Annotated in this window: 2 protein-coding genes; both read left to right on the top strand. The window is 58.6% G+C overall.

Going from position 1 to position 2162, the window contains the following annotated elements; genetic code table 11:
- A partial coding sequence (locus tag RMSM_RS19850; protein ID WP_040768350.1) for an ACT domain-containing protein occupies positions 1-446 on the top strand: 446 nt, incomplete at its 5' end.
- Positions 447-570: 124 nt separating this feature from the next.
- Positions 571-2162, top strand: a 1592-nt coding sequence (locus RMSM_RS19855) for an APC family permease (protein WP_008700168.1), incomplete at its 3' end; no start/stop codon positions are given.

Consider the following 2162-nt stretch of genomic DNA (forward strand, 5'->3'; position numbering starts at 1 on the left):
GCGAGCGTGGCATCGAATTGTCCGAAGAAAAACATCGCGACAAAGGTGCGTTCGCATCGAGCATCACGGTGAAAGTTTCGGGCGGCGGCCGCAGCATCATTGTCGGCGGAGCCGTGCTTGGCCAAAACATGCCACGATTGATCATGCTGGACGAGTACCGTTTGGAATCGTTCCTCGATGGCAAGCTGCTGATTTTTGCTCATAAAGACGTACCAGGAATCATCGGCCGCGTAGGCACCGTGTTTGGTACCCATGGAATCAATATCGCCCAGATGGCCGTGGGCCGCGAAGGCGACGCCCCAGGCGGTTCCGCAATCGGTGTCCTGAATATCGATGGTGACGTTCCTGAGGATGCATTGGCCGAAGTCGAAGGCATCGACGCGGTCACCCAAGTCAAGATCATCGACCTGCCCAAAGCAGGCGAACTGCCAAGCTGGTTGTCGTAAACCTCGTTGCTAAAAGCCAAGGCTTGTCGTTGTCGCGACAAGCCTTTTCACCCACTTGTGATGCCGTCGCATGACAAGTGGGTTGGCAAGCGGTTTGCACTCAGCTGCAAACCACGGAAACTTGATGACATCGCATTCACGCCACATCGGGCTCTTTGGCGCCACCGGAATCGGGGTGGGCGCGATCGTTGGCGGAGGCATCCTGGCTCTCGCAGGAACTGCGTTTGCAACCACAGGCCCCGCAGCGATGTTGGCGTTCGCACTGAATGGTGTGATCGCACTTCTGACCGCGCTGAGTCTTGCGGAAATGGCCTCGAAATTTCCCGAGTCGGGCGGGACTTATACGTTTGCCAAAAAGGCGTTGTCGGTCGAAGCCGCCTTTGCGGTTGGCTGGGTCGTCTGGTTTGCATCGATTGTGGCCTCGGTGCTGTATGCGATTGGTTTTGCTCATTTTGCCATCATCATGGTCGGTGACCTTTGGCAAGCGTACGATGGCGATGGTGCCGCGGATTGGCTTCACGCGGGATGGTTCAAAACCGCGGCGGCCATCGTAACCACCCTATTTTTAGCATTCAGTTTGACGCGAAAATCGTCGGGCGGCGGCCACTGGGTCAACGTCGCCAAAGTGGCGGTGTTCGCGTTGTTGATCCTGTCAGGGCTTGTCGTGGTTGCCCGCCAAGGCACGATCCAAACGACAACGTCGCTGACCCCGTTCTTTACCGCGGGCTTCGGCGGACTCGTTCAAGCGATGGGCTACACCTTCATCGCACTGCAAGGATTCGATTTGATCGCCGCGGTGGGCGGGGAAGTCCGCCAACCAGCGAAAACAATCCCCAGGGCGATGGTGCTGTCGTTGTTGACTGCGTTGGCGATCTACTTGCCACTGCTGTTTGTGATCACGACTGCGGGAACGCCCCCAGGCCAAACGATCAGTGAACTGGCCAACGCAAATCCCGAAGGCATCGTCGCGACCGCTGCGGAATCGTACCTCGGTCCCACCGGCTACTGGTTCGTGATTGTCGCAGCGGTGCTATCGATGTTTTCGGCATTACAAGCGAATCTATTCGCAGCATCACGTATTGCCCAAGCGATGGCATCGGATCGTGCGTTACCACCGATCATGAGCGTCATCAGTGCTCATCGTGGCACCCCGGTCATGGCCATCGTAGTGACCGCCGCGCTCGTCTCGGTGATCACGTTGGTGCTTCCTGACGTGGGGGCCGCCGGTGCGGCATCCAGCTTGATCTTTCTGGTCACCTTTGCCATTTCGCATCTGTTGACGTTTCTGATCCGGCGGCGAAGTCGGCGTCATCCGCCACCATTTCGCACGCTCTGGTTCCCCATGATCCCGGTCGTGGGCGGACTTGCATGTATGGGGCTGGCGATATTTCAGGGAATCGTGGTTCCCGCAGCAGGGCTGATCACCGTTGGCTGGCTGGCGATTGGCGGAATCTTATTTTTGAGTCTGTTCGCTCAGCGAGCTCGCGTGATGGATGTCTCGAGCATCGCGATCGACCCCGAACTTGCCACGCTTCGCGGCCGCACCCCGCTGGTCCTCGTGCCGATCGCGAACCCCAACAATGCCGAAGCCATGATCTCGTTAGCCGATGCATTGGTCCCCGCCGAGATCGGCCGCGTGTTGACGCAAACCATCGTCGTGCCGCCCGCCGATTGGGACTCGAGCACCGACCCCACGCCGATCCAGCGGTCGCAAGC

Origin of the sequence: Rhodopirellula maiorica SM1, assembly GCF_000346295.1 — a bacterium.
Taxonomy (GTDB): Bacteria; Planctomycetota; Planctomycetia; order Pirellulales; family Pirellulaceae; genus Novipirellula; species Novipirellula maiorica.